13 protein-coding genes are annotated in these 18,736 nt (G+C 71.0%); 5 read left to right on the top strand and 8 right to left on the bottom strand.

Annotated features, from left to right (window positions below; translation table 11 throughout):
- Positions 1-150 precede the first annotated feature (150 nt).
- Together C9992_RS13055 and metX are read left to right on the top strand one after the other, a co-directional pair.
- Positions 151-1,473, top strand: coding sequence for a bifunctional o-acetylhomoserine/o-acetylserine sulfhydrylase (locus tag C9992_RS13055; RefSeq protein WP_106816057.1), 1,323 nt, complete (start codon positions 151-153; stop codon positions 1,471-1,473).
- Between the two features lie 792 nt (positions 1,474-2,265).
- Positions 2,266-3,471: a homoserine O-acetyltransferase MetX gene (metX, locus tag C9992_RS13050; protein WP_106816056.1), complete on the top strand. Its 1,206-nt coding sequence runs from the start codon at positions 2,266-2,268 to the stop codon at positions 3,469-3,471.
- Positions 3,472-3,506: 35 nt separating this feature from the next.
- Here metX and C9992_RS13045 read toward each other — a convergent pair whose 3' ends face one another.
- Genes C9992_RS13045 through C9992_RS13030 form a run of 4 tightly spaced genes read right to left on the bottom strand, consistent with a single transcriptional unit; the run spans position 3,507 to position 6,913 of the window.
- Positions 3,507-4,388: an NUDIX hydrolase gene (locus tag C9992_RS13045; RefSeq protein WP_200826328.1), complete on the bottom strand. Its 882-nt coding sequence runs from the start codon at positions 4,386-4,388 to the stop codon at positions 3,507-3,509.
- Positions 4,389-4,402: 14 nt separating this feature from the next.
- On the bottom strand, positions 4,403-4,729 hold the full coding sequence (locus C9992_RS13040) for a thiamine-binding protein (RefSeq protein WP_106816055.1): 327 nt from the start codon (positions 4,727-4,729) through the stop codon (positions 4,403-4,405).
- 49 nt (positions 4,730-4,778) lie between these two features.
- Entirely contained in the window at positions 4,779-5,990 is a 1,212-nt protein-coding gene (locus C9992_RS13035; protein WP_106816054.1) for a glycosyltransferase 87 family protein, read from the bottom strand.
- A gap of 44 nt (positions 5,991-6,034) precedes the next feature.
- Positions 6,035-6,913 carry an ADP-dependent NAD(P)H-hydrate dehydratase gene (locus C9992_RS13030; RefSeq protein WP_106816053.1) on the bottom strand — a complete coding sequence of 293 codons (879 nt, stop codon included), beginning with the start codon at positions 6,911-6,913 and terminating at the stop codon, positions 6,035-6,037.
- Between the two features lie 55 nt (positions 6,914-6,968).
- Here C9992_RS13030 and C9992_RS13025 point away from each other — a divergent pair, with 55 nt between their 5' ends.
- Positions 6,969-8,039, top strand: a complete 1,071-nt coding sequence (locus tag C9992_RS13025) for an NADH:flavin oxidoreductase/NADH oxidase (RefSeq protein WP_106816052.1) — start codon at positions 6,969-6,971, stop codon at positions 8,037-8,039.
- 122 nt (positions 8,040-8,161) lie between these two features.
- Here C9992_RS13025 and C9992_RS13020 read toward each other — a convergent pair whose 3' ends face one another.
- Both C9992_RS13020 and C9992_RS13015 read right to left on the bottom strand, forming a co-directional pair.
- Positions 8,162-9,220, bottom strand: coding sequence for a hemolysin family protein (locus C9992_RS13020; RefSeq protein WP_106816051.1), 1,059 nt, complete (start codon positions 9,218-9,220; stop codon positions 8,162-8,164).
- The gene (locus C9992_RS13015) at positions 9,217-10,545 is read right to left on the bottom strand and encodes a hemolysin family protein (protein ID WP_106816050.1); all 1,329 of its coding nucleotides are present in this window, start codon (positions 10,543-10,545) and stop codon (positions 9,217-9,219) included. The genes C9992_RS13020 and C9992_RS13015 overlap by 4 nt, the downstream gene beginning before the upstream one ends.
- Positions 10,546-10,752: 207 nt before the next feature.
- On the opposite strand from C9992_RS13015, the gene C9992_RS13010 reads away from it, so the two are divergent.
- Positions 10,753-11,847, top strand: coding sequence for a YihY/virulence factor BrkB family protein (locus C9992_RS13010; RefSeq protein WP_106816231.1), 1,095 nt, complete (start codon positions 10,753-10,755; stop codon positions 11,845-11,847).
- Positions 11,848-11,879: 32 nt separating this feature from the next.
- On the opposite strand, the gene guaB1 is transcribed toward C9992_RS13010, so the two are convergent.
- On the bottom strand, positions 11,880-13,337 hold the full coding sequence (gene guaB1 / locus C9992_RS13005; protein WP_106816049.1) for a GMP reductase: 1,458 nt from the start codon (positions 13,335-13,337) through the stop codon (positions 11,880-11,882).
- Between the two features lie 179 nt (positions 13,338-13,516).
- Here guaB1 and C9992_RS13000 point away from each other — a divergent pair, with 179 nt between their 5' ends.
- Positions 13,517-17,254, top strand: coding sequence for a multifunctional oxoglutarate decarboxylase/oxoglutarate dehydrogenase thiamine pyrophosphate-binding subunit/dihydrolipoyllysine-residue succinyltransferase subunit (locus tag C9992_RS13000; protein ID WP_106816048.1), 3,738 nt, complete (start codon positions 13,517-13,519; stop codon positions 17,252-17,254).
- Positions 17,255-17,286: 32 nt separating this feature from the next.
- On the opposite strand, the gene C9992_RS12995 is transcribed toward C9992_RS13000, so the two are convergent.
- The gene (locus tag C9992_RS12995) at positions 17,287-18,687 is read right to left on the bottom strand and encodes an APC family permease (protein WP_106816047.1); all 1,401 of its coding nucleotides are present in this window, start codon (positions 18,685-18,687) and stop codon (positions 17,287-17,289) included.
- Between the last annotated feature and the right edge of the window lie 49 nt (positions 18,688-18,736).

The following is an 18,736-nucleotide window of genomic DNA, read 5'->3' as shown; positions in this document are numbered from 1 at the left end:
GCCTCGCGCGCGCTGCGGCCGGTACCGTCCCTGGCGCCCGAGCGACGTTACGTCACATTTCCGACGCGTTGTTGACAACCCGGGGTTCTCCGTACTCTCGAATCCGGCTGGGGGGCACGCCCCCGGCATCCGAACCCGCAGGAGCAAGCCATGTCCGCACCCGAGAACTGGCGTTTCGAGACCAAGCAGATCCACTCGGGGGCTCAGCCCGACCCGGTGACCAAGGCTCGCGCGACGCCGATCTACCAGACCACGTCGTACGTCTTCGACAACGCCGATCACGCGGCCAACCTGTTCGCGCTGGCCGAGTTCGGCAACATCTACACCCGCATCCAGAACCCGACGCAGGCTGTCGTCGAGGAGCGCCTCGCCGCGCTCGAAGGGGGCACCGGCGCCCTCCTCCTCTCGAGCGGTCAGGCCGCGTCGACCTTCGCGATCCTGAACATCGCCGAGGCCGGCGACCACTTCGTCGCCTCCAGCTCGATCTACGGCGGCACGTACAACCTCTTCAAGTACACGCTGGCCAAGCTCGGCATCGAGGTCACGTTCGTCGAGAACCAGGACGACCCCGAGGAGTGGCGCGCCGCGGTGCGCCCGAACACGAAGCTCTTCTTCGCCGAGACCATCGGCAACCCGAAGATCAACGTGCTCGACATCCGCACCGTCGCCGACATCGCGCACGAGAACGGCGTGCCGCTGATCGTCGACAACACGATCGCGACGCCGTACCTGATCAAGCCGTTCGAGCACGGCGCCGACATCGTCATCCACTCCGCGACGAAGTTCCTCGGCGGTCACGGCACCACGATCGGCGGTGTCATCGTGGACGGCGGCACCTTCGAGTGGTCGAAGAACGTCGACAAGTTCCCCGGCCTCACCGTGCCCGACCCGTCGTACCACGGCGCGTCGTACACCGCCGCGGTCGGCGACGGCCTGGCCTACATCATCAAGGCCCGCGTGCAGCTGCTGCGCGACCTGGGTGCGGCCATCTCGCCGAACAGCGCGTGGCTGCTCATCCAGGGCATCGAGACGCTCTCGCTGCGTGTGGAGCGCCACGTGCAGAACGCGCAGGAGATCGCCGAGTGGCTTGAGAACCACCCCGATGTCGCCTCGGTGAACTACTCGGGTCTGCCGACCTCGCCGTGGTACGCGGCCGCGAACACCTACGCACCCAAGGGCGTCGGCGCGGTGCTCTCGTTCGAGCTGAAGGGCGGCGTGGAGGCGGGCCGCGAGTTCGTCAACTCGCTGACCCTGTTCAGCCACCTCGCCAACATCGGCGACGTGCGCTCGCTCGTCATCCACCCGGCGTCGACGACGCACTCGCAGCTCACCCCCGAGCAGCAGCTGACGACCGGCGTGACGCCGGGGCTCGTGCGCCTCTCGGTGGGTCTCGAGAACATCGACGACCTCAAGGCCGACCTCGAGCAGGCCCTCGCGGCGGCGCGTCGGGTCTCGGAGGCCGCGCGCGCCTGACGACCCCCTCCTCAGGGACGATGGGATGCCCCGACCGGCGCACCGCGCCGGCTCGGGGCATCCGTCGTTCCCGCGCCCGCCTCCTCCCGCCGTTGCCACCCGCACACCCCGTCCCCGGTCGTTGAGCGAGCGAAGCGAGACGAAACGCCCACCCGCACACCCACCCGGTCCCGGTCGTTGAGCGAGCAAAGCGAGACGAAACGCCCACCCCGTCCCCGCCCGGTCGTTGAGCGAGCGAAGCGAGACGAAACGCCCACCGCACACGCGAACCGTTTCGTCTCGGTCGTTGAGCGAGCGAAGCGAGACGAAACGTCCACCCCCTCCTGCCCCGGTCGTTGAGCGAGCGAAGCGAGACGAAACGCCCACCCGCACCGCCCGGTCGTTGAGCGAGCGAAGAGCGAAACGACGCACCCGTCCTCCCCGGTCGTTGAGCGAGCGAAGCGAGAAACGCCCACCCGCACCCCCGCCGCGTTTCGTCTCGGTCGCTTCGCTCCCTCGCTCAACGACCGAACCCCTCTGCCTCCCCGGTCGTTGAGCGAGCGAAGCGAGACGAAACGCCCACCGCACACCGCCAGTGCGTTTCGTCTCGGTCGCTTCGCTCCCTCGCTCAACGACCGAGACACCCCATTCCCGGTCGTTGAGCGAGCGAAGCGAGACGAAACGCCCACCCGCACACCCGAACCGTTTCGTCTCGGTCGCTGCGCTCCCTCGCTCAACGACCGGAACGCCACGCACACTCGCGGACTGTGTAATACGCGACCGATATCCCGTCGAGCCCGAAAGAATGGACGGATGGACTGGCAGACCTCCGAAGACACGGTGCCCAGCGCGCCGGTGACGGAGGCCGATGCGCGCCTGCTGGGCGGACGCCCGCCCGCCACCGGGGCGTGGCGCGACGGCGACCCGGTCGGCGATCGGAACTTCGCGGCGTTCGGCGCGTTCCGCACGGAGGGCGGCCGCGAGCTGCCGGGCTACCGCATCGCCTATGAGACCTGGGGCGAGCTGAACACCGCTCGCGACAACGCGGTGCTCGTGCTGCATGCGCTCACCGGCGACAGCCACGTGCGCGGCCCGGCCGGTGCGGGGCATCCGACGTCGGGATGGTGGGACGAGGTCGTCGGTCCCGGCGCGTCGATCGACACCGACCGCTGGTTCGTGATCGCCCCGAACATGCTCGGCGGATGCCAGGGGTCGACGGGTCCGGCATCCATCGGTCCCGACGGCTACGAGTGGGCCTCCCGCTTCCCGTACCTCACGATCCGGGATCAGGTGGCCGCGCAGGCGCGGCTCGCGGACGCGCTCGGCATCGACGTGTGGGCGGCGGTCGTCGGCGGCTCCATGGGCGGGATGCACGCACTGGAGTGGGCGATCATGCACCCTGAGCGGGTGGCGCGGGTGGGCATCCTCTCCTCGCCCCCGGTCAACACCGCCGACCAGATCGCACTGAATTCGGTGCAGCTCGAGGCCATCCGGATCGATCCGCGCTTCCAGGCGGGCGAGTATTACGACGCGGCGGACGGTGACGGACCGACCAGGGGTCTGGCCCTGGCCCGCCGCATGGCGCTGCTGAACTACCGCTCTCCCACCGAGCTGAACCAGCGCTTCCAGCGCAGCTGGCAGTCCGGTGTCAGCCCGCTCGGGCACGGCGGCCGCTTCGCCGTGGAGTCGTACCTGGATTTCCACGGCAACAAGTTCACACGGCGCTTCGATGCCAACTCGTACATCACGCTCGTCGAGGCGATGAACTCCCACGACGTCGGGCGCGACCGTGGCGGCATCGAGGATGCCCTCGCCCGCGTCACCGCCACCGCCCTGGTGCTCGGCATCGACAGCGACCGGCTCTTCCCGATCGACGGCCAGCACCGCATCGCGCGCGGCATCCGCAACACCCTCGACGGCGATCGCGCCGTCGTGCTGTCCAGCGACTTCGGCCACGACGGCTTCCTGATCGAGACGCAGGCCGTGGGCGCCCACCTGCGCCGTCTGCTCGAAGCCTGAGTCGACGCACGGGGGGTCGACCGCTGGTCCTCAGCTCAGCCCGTGCGCAGATAGCGCCACGGCAGCGCGCCGATCTCCAGACGGTGGCGCGCCGCAGCGGGAAGAGGATCGGATGCCGTCGCCTCGGCATCCGGCTCGTACTCGGCATCACCCTCCCACATCAGGAGGGGACCCTCGCCGCCGCGACGCGCGACGGTCTCGAAGCGCTCGACGCCGGCCATGCTGGCCGCTCCGAACGCGGAGGCGGCATCCGGGTGAGTGGCGAGCCCGTGCAGGGTCACCCAGGTCGGTGGGTAGAGGGTGAGCTCGCCGCGACCGTGGCGGGCGAGCAGCTCGGCCGGGCTGTCCCACGCGGCCGCGACCGCTTCGTCCGCGGAGAGTGACAGCTCGCCCTGCGGGGCAGGCGCGAGGAAGAACCACGTGCGGATGCGCAGCGCCACTCCCGGCGGCGGGTCCCAGCACGACAGCGGTACGAGAACGTCCGGCGGCAGTTCGAGCCCGGTCTCCTCGCGCGTCTCCCGCACAGCCGCGCGCCGCGCGATGTCGATCTCGGGCTCGCCGACGCCGGCGCGATCGGCCGCTTCGAGCTTGCCGCCGGGAAAGACCCACGCGCCGGCGAACGACCCACGGTCCGGGCGCTGCATCATGAGCACCTCGAGCCGGCGATCGGTGTCGCGCAGCACCACCACGGTCGCGGCGACCGGGATGCCGGGGTCCGTCCCGTCGCCGGGACGACGAGGTCGCGAGTGCGTCACCGAGTCCGCCACCTCACGCAGCGCGCGCGACGTCGACGACCCGATCGCCCCCGGCTCGGCGGCTGCCGCCCCCGGCTCGACGGCTGCCGCGCCCGGCTCGACGGCTGCCTCCCCCGGTGCGGCGGCTGCGCCCTCACCCGGCTGAGGCGACGGTGGCGGCATCCGGTCTCTCCGGATCAATCCGTGCCGTCGTCGGCGGACTGGCGCTCGATGGCGGCTTCGAGCCGCTCGATCTTGCCGTCCAGCTCACCGGTGTAGCCGGGACGGATGTCTGCCTTGAGTACCAGCGAGACGCGGGATCCGTAGGGCGCGACCGCCTCGGTGGCGCGCCGTACGACGTCGAAGACCTCGTCCCACTCGCCTTCGATCTCGGTGAACATCGACGTCGTGCGGTGGGGCAGACCGCTGTCGCGGACCACGCGCACGGCGGCGGCGACCGCGTCGTGCACTGAGCCGTCAGCGCGGCCGGTGCCGCTGGGGGCGACGGAGAAGGCGACGAGCATTGCGGACCTCCGGTTCTGCATCTGACCGCGAAGGATGCCGCGGCTCCCTCTACCCTGCCACGCGCTGCGGGGCCCGCCCGCGCGCCGGCACGCGCGCCAGGCGCACGAGCACCCAGACGAACAGGGCCACCAGCAGCAGGTTACGCACCGCGAGAAGCCCGACGGCGGCGGGCGCCAGCCACAGGATGGCGTCGTACCAGAACGGGAAGATGAGCTGCGTCATCGTCAGAAGCGCCAGGACCGCGACTGCGGCACGCACCCAGCGCCGCCGGTCGAGCACCAATCCGGCGACGACGGGCACGATCAGCCACGTCATGTACTGGGGCGAGCCGACCTTGTTGAGCACGATGAACCCCAGGACGAACGCGGCCGCCAGCGGCGGGAAGAGCGCGACGTAGGTGGCGCCGCGCCAGGCCTTGACTGCCCCGAGCACGGCGACGGCCACCATGCCGGCCAGCAGCGCCGGAGTCATGGCGGCGATCACGACGTCCACGCCAGGACCTGTCACCTGGAACGTGATCAGGTCCTCGTCGTACACGATGGCGGTGCCGGGCACCCCTGCCGCGGCCAGCAGCATGTACACGGTGCTCACCGGAGCTTCGATCTGCAGGCCGCGCGAGGTCTGGTCCCCGATGAAGCCCAGCAGGTGGCCGCCTCCACCGGCGAGCACCACGGCAACGGCCACGACAGCTGAGACGGCTGCCGCGCCGCCGACGAGCGCCCACCGCCGCCGCACCGCGATGACCGCGGCCGCCAGGAGCGCCGCCGGCCAGACCTTGATCCACGTCGCGACGGCCAACAGCACGGAGGCGAGCCACGGTCGGCCGACGAGCCAGAGGCATCCCGCGATCGCGAGCGGCACCGTGACCGCGTCCAGCCGGAACATGCCGACGCCGCCGAGCGCCAGGATGCCCGCGAGCCAGAACCACGCAGCCAGTGGGCGCCCGCGCGCCCGGCCGCGGCCGACGAGGAGCGCGAAGGCGCCGGCATCCAGCGCGGTCACCAGCAGGCCCCAGCCGAGTGTGTAGTCGATCAGGGGACCGAGCGCGCCCACGAGGAGGATCGGGACCTGCGCGAGCACCGGATAGATCCAGTCCTCCGTGATGCCGGGGACGGCCTGGCCGGCCAGAGCCCGGCCGGCCCACCACCGGTAGAGCTGGTCGACGTCCCACGACGCGGCGTGATCACCGGCGAACCCCAGCCAGATCACCGCAGCATGCACGACGGCGAACGCGACCCACAGCACCGCCCGCCCTGACACCCCACCATCCTAGGGAGGGGCGCTTTTGTGCTCGGCGCGACCCGTCAGCGCGGCAGGGCCTCCGCCACCGCGCGGGGCAGCGCCTCGGCGACGTCGAGCGCCGTGATCGGGCCGTCGCCGGATGCCGCGGCGCCCGACGCCGGGGCGACGCCGGCCGCGGATGCCGCCAAGCGGGCCGCCCGGCCGTGCAGCCACGCGGCCGTGGCCGCCAGCGGCGCGAGCGGCGCGGCATCCACCTGCTGTCCGCCCGCGGCCCACCCGGCGACGAGCGCGCCGATGACCCCGGCCAGGACGTCGCCTGTTCCCGCGGTCGCCAGCCACGGGGTACCGGCGTCGACGACCCCGGCCCACCCGTCCGGGGCGACGACCAGCGTTTCGGCGCCCTTGAGGAGCACGACCGCGCCGGTGGCCTCTGCGGTCTGCCGCGCGTCGGCGACACGATCCCCCGACGCACTCGGCAGCCCCAACGCCTGCCGCAGACGCGCGTGCTCTCGGTCATGCGGGGTCAGGATGCGCGGCGCTGTCGCGGCCGGGGCGAGATCCAGCGCGCCGGCGTCCACGACGACCGGCACCGTCCCCGACAGCAGCTCGCGCAGCGCCTGGGTCTCGGACTCGCCGCGGGCCGCGGCATCCGTCCCGGATCCGATCACCCACGCCTGCACCCGCCCGTCGGCGGTCACCGTCTCGGGCCGGCGCTGCAGGACGAGCGTGCGGGGATGCTCGGGACCGAGGTATCTGACCATGCCGAGACCGGTGCGCCAGGCCGCCTCGACGCCGAGCACGGCCGCCCCCGGGTAGGCGGTGGATCCGGTCCGCATGCCCAGCACGCCTCGGGAATACTTGTCGTCGGCGACGGTTGGCCTCCGCAGGAAGCGAGCGCAATCGTCGCGCGTCCATGTCGTCAATGCGTGGGACCCCGCCATACCGTCACGGTACCGCGGGCAGGACCCAGCACACTCCCCCGGATCCGGAGAACCGATGAGCCGTCTGTTCACACGCCTCACCCTGGGCGACGTCACGATGCGCAACCGCCTGTGGGTCTCGCCGATGTGCCAGTACAGCGCGGTGGAAGGCGTGCCGCAGGAGTGGCATCACACGCACCTGGCGCAGTTCGCCTCGGGGGGTGCGGGACTCATCATCGCCGAAGCGACGGCCGTGGCGCCCGAGGGGCGCATCTCACCGGAGGACACGGGCTTGTGGACCGACGAGCAGCGGGACGCCTGGGCGCCGATCGTCGCGGCGATCCGCCGCCGGGGAGCTGTCGCCGGCGTGCAGCTGGCTCACGCCGGGCGCAAGGCGTCGACGTGGTCCCCCTTCTCGGGTCGGCGCGGCTCGGTACCGGTGGCGGACGGCGGTTGGGCCACGGTCGCACCCTCCGCGATCGCGTTCGACGGGTATGCCGAGCCAGTCGCCCTCGACCTCGCCGGGATCGACCGCGTCGTCGCGGACTTCGCCTCCGCTGCGCGCCGGGCCGTCGCCGCCGGGTTCCAGGTCCTCGAGCTCCACGCCGCTCACGGCTACCTGCTGCACCAGTTCCTGTCGCCGCTGTCGAACGCGCGTGACGACGAGTACGGCGGCACGCTGGAGAACCGGGCGCGGCTGCTGCTGCGCACGCTCGACGCCGTGAGGGATGCCGTCCCCGGCGTGCCCGTGATCGTACGGCTCTCGGCCACCGACTGGGCAGATGGCGGGTGGGATCCCCCGCAGACGGTGACCGTGGCGCGCTGGGCCGCCGACCGCGGCGCCGACTTCTTCGACATCTCCAGCGGCGGCCTGGTGGCTCACCAGCAGCTGACAACAGGACCGGGCTACCAGGTGCCGCTGGCGGCGCAGGTGCGCCAGGAGGCGGGGGTGCCGGTCAACGCCGTCGGCATGATCGACGATGCCCACCACGCCGAACGCGTCCTGGCCGAGGGCGCGGCCGATGCCGTGATGGCGGGCCGCGAGTGGCTGCGCGATCCGCACTACGCGCTGCGGGCCGCAACGGAGCTCGGCGTCGACATCGACTACTGGCCGCCGCAGTACCTGCGCGCCCGGCGCCGGGCCTGACCCCAGCCGTTCTCCGGGTTTGGGGCGCAGCGCGCGCATTCGGGGCGCGCGCCTTGCGCCCCGAGCGTTCGTCATGCGCCCCAAACCCGGTGGGGTCCAGGAAACGGAAGAGTGGATGCCGCTCAGAAGCCGCGGCGCCGGGTGGCGTCCTGGACCTCTCCGATGAGCTCCTCGATGATGTCCTCGAGGAACAGCACCGCCGTGGTCGCGCCTTCGCTGTTGCGGACCTGTGCCAGGTGGCGTCCGGCGCGACGCATGAGGGCGAGCGCGTCCTCCAGGTCCGTCGTCTCGAGCACCGGCACCATGTGGTGGATGCGCTTGGCGGGGATCCGGCGCGCGACGTCGGTCGCGGCATCCGGACCCTCCGCTGCCCGCAGGATGTCCTTCAGGTGCACGTACCCGACGGGGAGCCCCTCGCCGTCGACGATCACGTACCGCGAGAAGCCGTGCTTGGCGACCGCGCGCTCGATCTCCTCGGGCGTGGTGGTCTCGGGCAGCGTCACCAGCTGCGACAGCGGCACGGCCACGTCGGCGGCCTTCTTGTCGGTGAACTCCACGGCGGCCGCGACCGTGCCGGCCGCGTCGTCGAGGACCCCCTCGATGCGCGACTGGTTCACGATCGTCGCGACCTCCTCGAGGGTGAACGTCGACGCGGCCTCGTCCTTCGGCTCCACCCGGAACAGGCGCACCACGTGGTTCGCGATCCAGTTCAGGCTCACGATGATGGGGTGGAACAGCTTCGACATCCACACCAGGGGCGTCGCGAGCATCAGCACCGCGCGGTCGGGCACCGAGAACGCGAGGTTCTTCGGCACCATCTCGCCGAAGACGACGTGCAGGTACGACACCAGCACGAGCGCCACGGCGAAGGCGATGCCGTCGACGACGCCCTCCGACCAGCCGGTGAGACCCAGAGGCTCGGCGAGCAGGTGGTGGATCGCCGGCTCCGACACGTTCAGGATCAGCAGCGAGCAGATCGTGATGCCGAGCTGGCTGGTCGCCAGCATGAGCGTCGCGTGCTCCATGGCGTAGAGCGCCGTCTTGGCAGAACGGGACCCCTTCTCGGCGAGCGGCTCGATCTGCGAGCGGCGCGCGGAGATGACGGCGAACTCGGCGCCCACGAAGAAGGCGTTGGCGATGAGCAGCACCACCAGCCAGGCGATTCCGGCCCAGTCGCTCATCGGCGATCACCCCCTTCGCTCGCGTCCTCGTGGGGCATGGGCGTGGGGGTGAAGCGCACACGGTCGACGCGGCGGCCGTCCATGCGCTGCACCTCGAGCGTGCCGTCCTCGATCTCGACGGTGTCGCCGACGGAGGGGATCCGTTCGAGCACGCTCATGACGTACCCGCCGACGGTGTCGTAGACGTCACCCTCGGGGATGCGGATGCCGGTGCGATCGCGCACCTCGTCGGGTCGCAGCTCGGCGGGGAAGATGACGGCGTCGTCCACACGGACGATCCCCGCGCGACGGCGGTCGTGCTCGTCCAGCACCTCGCCGACGATCTCCTCGACGAGGTCCTCGAGGGTGACCACACCCGCAGTGCCGCCGTACTCGTCGACCACGATCGCCATCTGGTACCCGCGGGCGCGCAGCTCGGCCACGAGCGCGTCCAGGTGCACCGTCTCGGGGAAGCGCAGCGGCTCGGTGGCCAGCGCGGCCGCCGGGACGTCGGCGCGGCGCTCGCGCGGCACGCCGACGGCCGCCTTGAGGTGCACGATGCCGGTGATGTCGTCCATGTCCTCGCCGTAGACCGGGAACCGGCTGTGGCCGGTGCGGCGGGCGAGCTGGATGACCTCCTCGGCGGAGTCGTCGGCCGCGAGGGCGTGGACGCTCGGGCGCGGCGTCATGACATCGGCCGCGCTGAGCCGGGCGAAGGTCAGGCTGCGGTCCAGGAGCGAGGCGGTGTCCTCCTCGAGCACGCCGGCGCTGGCGGAGCGCCGCACCAGGCTGGAGAGCTCCTCGGCGGTGCGCGCGCCCGACAGCTCTTCCTTCGGCTCGACGCCGACCGCCCGCAGGACCCCGTTCGCGCTGCCGTTGAGCACGACGACGGCGGGGCGGAAGACGGTGGTGAACGCGACCTGGAACGGCATGACGAGCTTCGCGGTCTGGCGCGGGATCGCCAGGGCGAAGTTCTTCGGGACGAGCTCGCCGAGGATCATCGAGAAGACCGTCGCGATCGCCACGCCGATGACCGCGGCCAGCGGACGCGAGACGCCGGCGGGGAGGCCCCATGCGTCGAACACCGGCGCGAGCAGGCTCGAGATCGCCGGCTCCATCGTGTAACCGGTGAGGAGCGTGGTCAGCGTGATGCCGAGCTGTGCGCTCGAGAGGTGCGTGGAGGTGATCCGCAGGGCGCTGATCGTCAGCGACAGACGGCTCTCGCCCGCAGCCTGGCGGGCTTCCAGGTCGGCCCGGTCGAGGTTGACGAGAGCGAACTCGCTCGCCACGAACAGGCCGGTCCCGACCGTGAGCAGAAGCCCCACGCCCAACATGACGTAATCCATCACGCTTCACCCCCGTTCAGTCGGGAGGCGGGTCGGTGGGGCGAACGTCTGCAACTAGGGGGGTCGTCCATCGTGCCGACAAGTCTACGACAGGCCCGCCGCGCCCGTCCGGCGGCCTGTCAACCCCCTTCGCGGTCTTCGCCGCCCGCTCGCACCATGGTCGATCCGGGCACCGCCCGCTGGACGGCACGACGGATCGGAGAGGCCATGACGACGACCGACCACCAGCGCGACGGGCGCGGAGCCCCCGACCCCGAGCACGCGGACAAGCCCGACTCCCCTCGCGAGATCGAGAAGCGCTCGTGGAAGTACGTGTTCGTGAAGACCGCGCGAGAGTTCTCGTCGGACGAGTGCACCGACATCGCCGCCGCCCTCACGTACTACTCCGTGCTCGCCATCTTTCCGGGGCTCGTGGCGGTATTCTCGATCTTCGGTCTCATCGCCGGCAACGGGCGCGCCACCGACGCGATCCTCGGCGTCGTCGAATCCGCCTCCCCCGACACCGCCGAGACGCTGCGAGGGCCCCTCGAGCAGCTCGCCGACTCCCCGGCGGCAGGGTGGGGGCTGATCCTCGGCCTCCTGATGGCGATCTGGTCGGCCTCCGGCTACGTGGGTGCGTTCACCCGCGCGATGAACCGGGTCTACGAGATCGAGGAGGGCCGCCCGTTCTGGAAGCTGAAGCCGGCCCAGCTGCTGGTGACGGTGATCGGGGTGGCCCTCATCGTGGTCGCGCTCGTGATCCTCGTGGTCTCGGGACCCGTCGCCGATGCGGTGGGCTCCGCGCTCGGCCTGGGGGACGTGGCCACGACGATCTGGTCCATCGCGAAGTGGCCGGTGCTGGCGTTCATCGTGGTCCTGATGGTCGCGATCCTCTACTACGCGACGCCCAACGCCAAGCAGCCGAAGTTCCGGTGGATCAGCATGGGATCGCTGCTGGCGATCCTCACCCTCGTGATCGCCTCGGTGCTGTTCGGTCTCTACGTCGCCAACTTCTCGAACTACGACCGCACGTACGGCTCGCTGGCGGGGGTCATCATCTTCCTGCTGTGGCTGTGGATCGCGAACATCGCCCTGCTCTTCGGTGCGGAGTTCGATGCCGAGCTCGAGCGCGGACGCCAGCTGCAGGCCGGCATCGCGGCCGAAGAGGACATCCAGCTGCCGCCGCGGGACACGCGCAAGAGCGACAAGGTGCGCGACAAGGAGCGAAAGGATGTGGCGGAGGGGCGCCGCATCCGGCGGGCGCACGAGGACGACGGCGAACCCGAGGACCGGACCGGCGGGCGCCGGCCGGGCGAGGGCTGAGAGCGGATGCCGTGACTGCCGGCATCCCGACCTCACCAGCTGACCGGCAGGGCCTTGCCCTCCTCGTACCCGGCGGCCGACTGCAGGCCCACCCGTGCGCGCTCATGGAACTCGGCGACCGTCGACGCGCCCGCGTAGGTGAACGACGAGCGCACACCCGAGGTGATCATGTCGAGCAGGTCCTCCAGGCCCGGGCGCAGCGGGTCCAGATAGATGCGCGACGACGAGATGCCCTCGGCGAAGAGCTCCTTGCGCGCAAGCTCGTACGGGTCGAGGCGCCCGAACCGCTCATGCACGGCTTTCGTCGAGGCCATGCCCCACGACTCCTTGTACGCGCGCCCCGCCTCGTCCAGCTGCAGCTCCCCCGGCGCCTCGATGGTGCCCGCGAACCAGGAGCCGATCATCACGGATGCCGCGCCTGCCGCGAGCGCCAGCGCGACGTCGCGGGGGTAGCGCACGCCGCCGTCGGCCCACACGTGAGCCCCCATCATCCGGGCGGCCTCGGCTGTCTCCAGCACCGCGGAGAACTGCGGGCGACCGACGGCGGTCATCATGCGGGTGGTGCACATGGCGCCGGGGCCCACGCCGACCTTGAGGATCGTGGCGCCGGCCGTGACGAGGTCGTGGACCCCTTCGGCGGTGACGATGTTGCCGGCGGCGATCGGGATGCCGAGGTCCAGGTCGGCGACCGCGCGCAGCGCGCGCAGCATGCCCTCCTGGTGGCCGTGCGCGGTGTCCACCACGAGGACGTCGACACCCGCCGCGGCCAGCGCCTGCGCCTTCGCCGCGACGTCGCCGTTGATGCCGACGGCCGCGGCGACGATGAGGCGGCCCGAGGCGTCGACCGCCGGCCGGTAGAGCGTGGAGCGCAGCGCGCTGCGGCGGGAGAGGGTGCCCACGAGGTGCCCATGCTGCAGAACGCACACCGTCTCGGCTTCCGCGGCGACGATCACGTCGAAGGCGTGCCGTGCGCTTTCGATGTCGTCGGCGTCGACGGATGCCGCGCGGGTGCGCGCGAGGTCGCCCAGCCGGGCGTCGGGCAGCGCCGTTCCCAAGCGAGCGGCGGGGATGACACCGAGGATGTCGTCCGCGTCGACGCGTCCCCCCGATGCCCGGGCGACCACGATGCCGTGGCCGTCGGTGGGCGGCAGAAGTCGTGCGGCATCGGCCACCGTCGCCTCGGGCGGCAGCACGAGCGGCGTGTCCCACGCGACCGGCTGCGCCTTGACCCAGCGGATCGCGGCGTCGAGCTCCTGCAGCGGCATGTCCTGGGGAAGCACTCCGAGACCGCCTCGGCGGGCCAGCGTCGCGGCCAGGCGGGCACCGGTGACGGAGTTCATGTTGGCGGACACCAGAGGGATGGTCGCCGTCGTGCCGTCACCGGGGGCGAGATCCACGTCCAGGCGGCTCGTGATCGCGGACCGCCTGGGCACCAGGAAGACGTCAGAGTAGGTCAGATCGACGTCGGGCGCTTCGCCGTAGAACTCCATGACCGCCAAGGGTAGTGACACTTCCTGTGGGGATAATCACGCGGGATCTTTCCGGCGGGGCCACGTCGACCGCCGGGACCGCTCCCCCGGACTGGGCTAGGCTTAACCGAGGCGTGCACAGGGCTCCCGAGGCCCCGCGCGCATCCCAGAACTTCACCGATGAAAGCAGGCGATTCAGCGTGTCGAGCCAGGTGACGGGCGTCGGGGTTTCGAACGAAGGAGAGTTCGGAGCCAACGAGTGGCTCGTCGAGGAGCTGTACGAGCAGTTCAAGATCGACCGGAACTCCGTCGACAAGGCATGGTGGCCCGTCCTCGAGGCCTACCATCCCGCCGACGGCACAGCACCGACAGCGGCTCCGCCTGCACCGCCCGCTGACGCGGCGGCGTCCGGCGCGCCCGCGGCAGGGTCCGCCCGCCAGCCCGAAGCGGCCGCCGAGCCCCGCCCGGTCACGGCGCCCATCCCCGTCATCGGCGCACAGCCCGTGGCGCGCACCACCGCCCGCCCGGCGGCGCCGCAGCCCATCCCGGCCCAGGCGCCCAAGGCGCAGCCGTCCGCCGCCGACGGCCAAGCCGAGGCCGACGTCGTCACCACGCTCAAGGGCATGCCCAAGACGCTCGCGGCCAACATGGACCAGTCGCTCACGGTGCCGACCGCGACGAGCGTGCGCACCGTGCCGGCGAAGCTGATGATCGACAACCGCATCGTCATCAACAACCACATGTCGCGCACGCGCGGCGGCAAGGTGAGCTTCACGCACCTCATCGGCTGGGCGATCATCCAGGCGCTGAAGGAGTTCCCCAGCCAGAACGTGTTCTACGCCGAGATCGACGGCAAGCCGTCGGTCGTCGCGCCGGCGCACGTGAACCTCGGCATCGCGATCGACCTGCCGCGGCCGGACGGCACCCGGTCCCTGCTCGTCCCGAGCATCAAGCGGGCCGAGCAGCTGTCGTTCAACGAGTACCTGACGACCTACGAAGACCTCGTCACCCGCGCGCGCAGCAACAAGCTGACGGCGGCGGACTTCCAGGGCACCACGATCTCGCTCACCAACCCCGGCGGCATCGGCACCGTCCACTCGGTGCCGCGCCTCATGAAGGGGCAGGGGTGCATCGTCGGCGCCGGCGCGCTGGAGTACCCGGCCGAGTTCCAGGGTGCGAGCGACAAGACGCTCAACGAGCTGGCGATCGGCAAGACCATCACGCTCACGAGCACCTACGACCACCGCGTCATCCAGGGCGCGGGCTCGGGCGAGTTCCTCAAGAAGGTGCACGAGCTGCTGATCGGCCAGCGCAGCTTCTACGAGGACATCTTCGCCGCGCTGCGCATCCCCTACGCCCCCATCCACTGGGCGGCCGACATCAACGTCGACCTCGCCGAGCGCGTCGACAAGCAGGCCCGCGTTCAGGAGCTCATCAACTCCTTCCGGGTCCGCGGTCACCTCATGGCCGACACCGACCCGCTCGAGTACGTGCAGCGCACGCACCCCGACCTCGAGATCGAGAGCCACGGCCTGACGTTCTGGGACCTCGACCGCGAGTTCGTCACCGGCGGCTTCGGCGGCAAGCGCCAGATGAAGCTGCGCGACATCCTCGGCGTGCTCCGCGACTCGTACTGCCGCACCATCGGCATCGAGTACATGCACATCCAGGATCCGGTGCAGCGCGCCTGGTTCCAGGAGAACGTCGAGGTGAAGTACCAGAAGCCGGGGCACGACGAGCAGCTGCGGATCCTCGACAAGCTGAACCAGGCCGAGGCGTTCGAGACGTTCCTGCAGACCAAGTACGTCGGCCAGAAGCGGTTCAGCCTCGAGGGCGGCGAGTCCCTCATCCCGCTCCTCGACGAGATCCTCCAGGGCGCCGCGCAGTCGGGCCTGGACGGCGCGGCCATCGGCATGGCGCACCGCGGGCGGCTCAACGTGCTCACCAACATCGCCGGCAAGACCTACGGGCAGGTCTTCCGGGAGTTCGAGGGCTCCGTCGCCATCGGCTCCAAGAGCGGCTCCGGTGACGTGAAGTACCACCTCGGCACCGAGGGCACGTTCGTCGCCGACAACGGCGCCGAACTGCCGGTGTACCTCGCCGCCAACCCGTCGCACCTCGAGACGGTCGACGGCGTGCTCGAAGGAATCGTCCGCGCCAAGCAGGACCGCAAGCCGATCGGCACCTTCACCTGGCTGCCCATCCTGGTGCACGGCGACGCCGCCTTCGCCGGCCAGGGCGTCGTCGTCGAGACGCTGCAGATGTCGCAGCTGCGCGGCTACCGCACCGGCGGCACGGTCCACGTCGTGGTCAACAACCAGGTGGGCTTCACCACGACTCCGGTGGATGCCCGCACCTCGGTGTACGCCACCGATGTCGCCAAGACCATCCAGGCACCCATCTTCCACGTGAACGGCGACGACCCCGAAGCGGTGACCCGCGTCGCCCAGTTGGCGTTCGCGTACCGCGAGCGGTTCCACCGCGACGTCGTCATCGACCTCGTGTGCTACCGCCGCCGCGGCCACAACGAGGGCGACGACCCGTCGATGACGCAGCCGCTGATGACCAACCTCATCGAGGCCAAGCGCTCCGTGCGACGCCTCTACACGGAGGCGCTGGTCGGCCGCGGCGACATCACCGAGGAGGAGTACGAGAAGGCCAAGCAGGACTTCCAGAACCGCCTCGAGATCGCCTTCGCCGAGACGCACGCCGCCGAGACCGGTTCGTCGCCGGTGGTGGTCGTGGAAGATGCCGCCGCGGACGCGGTCGCCGGAGAGCCCGAGACGACCGGGGTCTCGCGTGAGGTGGTCAACCTCATCGGCGACACCTTCGTGAACAAGCCCAACGGCTTCACCGTCCACAACAAGCTTCAGCAGCTCCTCGACAAGCGGCTCGACATGAGCCGCAACGGCTCCATCGACTGGGGCTTCGGCGAGCTGCTCGCGTTCGGCTCGCTGCTGCTGGAGAAGACGAACGTGCGCCTGGCCGGCCAGGACTCCCGTCGGGGGACGTTCGTGCAGCGACACGCCGTGCTGCACGATCGGTCGAACGGCCAGGAGTGGATCCCGCTGACCAACCTCAGTGAGGATCAGGGCCGCTTCTACGTGTACGACTCGCTGCTGAGCGAGTACGCCGCGATGGCGTTCGAATACGGCTACTCCGTGGAGCGCGCCGACTCGCTCGTGCTGTGGGAGGCGCAGTTCGGCGACTTCGCCAACGGCGCCCAGTCGGTCATCGACGAGTTCATCTCGTCCGCCGACCAGAAGTGGGGCCAGCAGTCGAGTGTGGTGCTGCTCCTTCCCCACGGTTACGAGGGCCAGGGTCCCGACCACTCGTCGGCGCGCATCGAGCGCTACCTGCAGATGTGCGCACAGGACAACATGACCGTTGCGCGCCCCTCCACGCCCGCGTCGTACTTCCACCTGCTCCGCCGTCAGGCGTATGCGCGGCCGCGGCGGCCGCTCATCGTGTTCACGCCCAAGGCGATGCTGCGTCTGCGCGGCGCGACGAGCCCTGTCGAGGACTTCCTCACCGGGCGGTTCGAGCCGGTGCTCGACGACGATCGCGGACTGGACAAGTCTGCTGTCAAGCGCGTGCTGCTCCACGCCGGCAAGATCCACTGGGACCTCCGGGCCGAGCTGGAGAAGAACCCGAACCCCGAGATCGCGCTCGTGCGGCTGGAGCAGTTCTACCCCGCGCCGATCGACGAGCTCAACGCGGTCATCGACACCTACCCCGGCGCCGAGCTGGTGTGGGTGCAGGACGAGCCGGAGAACCAGGGTGCGTGGCCCTTCATCGCTCTCGAGGTGGTCAAGCACCTGCGCGGACGCACCATCAGCCGCGTCTCCCGCGCGTCGGCGGCATCCACTGCCACGGGTTCTCCCAAGGTGCACGCCGCCGAGCAGGCCGCGATCATGCAGCAGGCGCTCACGCGGTAAGACCGCGCGTCGCCGTCCGGCCCTGGACCGCCTCAGCTCTGCGAGGCGTCCAGGGCCGGCCGGCGTTCTGCCGGGACCGCCGTCGTCTTCACCTCGACGATGGTCCCGGATTCCGTCACCAGCGACGCACCCGCATCTGCCCGCGTCGCCGGATCGCCGGCGGCCGAGCCCGGGCGCCGGCGGTGGCGGAGCCGCCACCACACCGTCACCGCGACGGCGGCCAGCGCGAGCAGCGCCGCGGGCAGCAGATTGGCGCCGGCCAGGATCAGCAGACCCACCGACAGCACGGCGGCGATCGCCGCCATGAACCAGCCGGCGCTCCACCGCGGCAGGATGAGCGTCGCGGCGATCATGCCCGCGGTGTAGATCGACACCATGTTGCTGGTGTGGATGAGGATGAACGTCTGCAATGCACCCCCGGTCAGCAGCGCGATCCCCAGGTACGTCATCGCGATCACGAAGAAGAGCAGGAGGGCCCGGCGCGGGATGCCTCCGGACTCGGCTCCGGGGGCGAAGAAGCGCGGCAGATCCCGGGTGACGGCCAGCGAGGCCCCCAGCTTGCCGAACGCCGCGAGGTAGGCGTTCATGACGCCCAGCACGACGATCGCGGCGATGACCCCGACCGCGGTCGGTCCGACCCCGGGCGCGACCGCGTCTGCGAGGGCGAGCAGCGGAACAGCACCGTCACCGGCGTGCTCCCCCAGAACGCCGACCGTCACGACCTGGAGGAGGAGGTACGCCAGGCCCGTCACCACGAGAGCGATGGCGGTGGCGATCGGGATGCTCCGGCGCGGGTCGCGGAACTCCCCCGAGATGTGCGTGCCGACCTCCCAGCCGGCGAAGGCCCACACGAAGAGGCTGATCGCGGTGCCGACGCCGAGCCAGCCGTGCGGCAGGAACGGCGAGAAGCCGGCGCCGTCGACGGCCGGGAACGCGGCGCTGACGAGGAAGACGACGATGGCGACCAGCAGCCCGGTCAGCACGAACTGGACCCACCCGGCCACGCGCACGCCGAGCAGGTTGATCGCGAACGGCGGCAGCACGATCACCAGCGCGAGGATGGGCACCGCCGCCCGGTCGAGGTGCAGGATGGCGGTCAGATACTCCCCGCCGAGCACGGCGAGGACCGGGAAGCCGGCCGCGACGCCGAAGAAGAACCAGTAGCCGGTCGCCCGGGCGGCCGTGGGCCCCAGCGCGCGACGGACGTAACTGGCCACTCCGCCGGGATCGGGGTAGCGGGCGGCGAGCGCCGCGAACGTGCCCGCCAGCGGCACCGACAGCACGATGACCGCGAGCACCGACACGATCGACGCGGGTCCGGCCACGTCGGCAGCCAGTCCGGGGAGCACGAGCAGTCCCGTCCCGAGCACCGACGCGATGTAGAGCGCGGTGCCCTGCACGACCCCCAGACCGTGTCGACTCACGCGTGTCACCGTTCCAGTGTGGAGGTCGCGTCCGACATCCGCGCTTCGGCCGCGGCCG

It is taken from the genome of Microbacterium timonense, from assembly GCF_900292075.1.
Classification (GTDB): domain Bacteria; phylum Actinomycetota; class Actinomycetes; order Actinomycetales; family Microbacteriaceae; genus Microbacterium; species Microbacterium timonense.
The sequence above is the reverse complement of the archived record's forward strand: the minus strand, read 5'-3'. Positions and strand labels throughout refer to the sequence as shown.

Coding starts and splice junctions, on each gene's coding strand:
- C9992_RS13055 (WP_106816057.1), top strand. CDS start 151: ATGTCCGCACCCGAGAACTGGCGTTTCGAGACCAAGCAGATCCACTCG.
- metX (WP_106816056.1), top strand. CDS start 2,266: ATGGACTGGCAGACCTCCGAAGACACGGTGCCCAGCGCGCCGGTGACG.
- C9992_RS13045 (WP_200826328.1), bottom strand. CDS start 4,388: ATGCCGCCACCGTCGCCTCAGCCGGGTGAGGGCGCAGCCGCCGCACCG.
- C9992_RS13040 (WP_106816055.1), bottom strand. CDS start 4,729: ATGCTCGTCGCCTTCTCCGTCGCCCCCAGCGGCACCGGCCGCGCTGAC.
- C9992_RS13030 (WP_106816053.1), bottom strand. CDS start 6,913: ATGGCGGGGTCCCACGCATTGACGACATGGACGCGCGACGATTGCGCT.
- C9992_RS13025 (WP_106816052.1), top strand. CDS start 6,969: ATGAGCCGTCTGTTCACACGCCTCACCCTGGGCGACGTCACGATGCGC.
- C9992_RS13020 (WP_106816051.1), bottom strand. CDS start 9,220: ATGAGCGACTGGGCCGGAATCGCCTGGCTGGTGGTGCTGCTCATCGCC.
- C9992_RS13015 (WP_106816050.1), bottom strand. CDS start 10,545: ATGGATTACGTCATGTTGGGCGTGGGGCTTCTGCTCACGGTCGGGACC.
- C9992_RS13010 (WP_106816231.1), top strand. CDS start 10,753: ATGACGACGACCGACCACCAGCGCGACGGGCGCGGAGCCCCCGACCCC.
- guaB1 (WP_106816049.1), bottom strand. CDS start 13,337: ATGGAGTTCTACGGCGAAGCGCCCGACGTCGATCTGACCTACTCTGAC.